The organism is Paraburkholderia sp. SIMBA_030 (genome assembly GCF_046535245.1).
Classification (GTDB): domain Bacteria; phylum Pseudomonadota; class Gammaproteobacteria; order Burkholderiales; family Burkholderiaceae; genus Paraburkholderia.
Genome location: NZ_JAWRXB010000894.1, coordinates 1 through 260 on the forward strand (window position 1 = coordinate 1; position 260 = coordinate 260).

1 pseudogene is annotated in these 260 nt (G+C 63.8%); it reads right to left on the reverse strand.

What is annotated here, in order from left to right:
• A pseudogene (locus SB772_RS42595) lies at window positions 1–260 on the reverse strand (arabinose ABC transporter substrate-binding protein); the annotation flags it as partial.

Consider the following 260-nt stretch of genomic DNA (forward strand, 5'->3'; position numbering starts at 1 on the left):
TCGCGCCTTCGACGCGGTCAACAGCGGTCGGAAGCTGGTCGTAGGAAACGCGGATTGCGCCGACATTCTTCATGTCCCAGCCGCGCTTCTTGATCTCGTCGACAAGCGCCAGGCCGACGGTCTCGCCGATCTTGGTGGCGGAAATACCCATATGCGGAACGTCTTCCAGCGGCTTGCCATCGGCATCGACCAGGCGGTCGTCGACGGTCATGACCTTCAGCTGGTTGGCGGCAGCCTTGGCGACGATGCCGGGGCCGAGC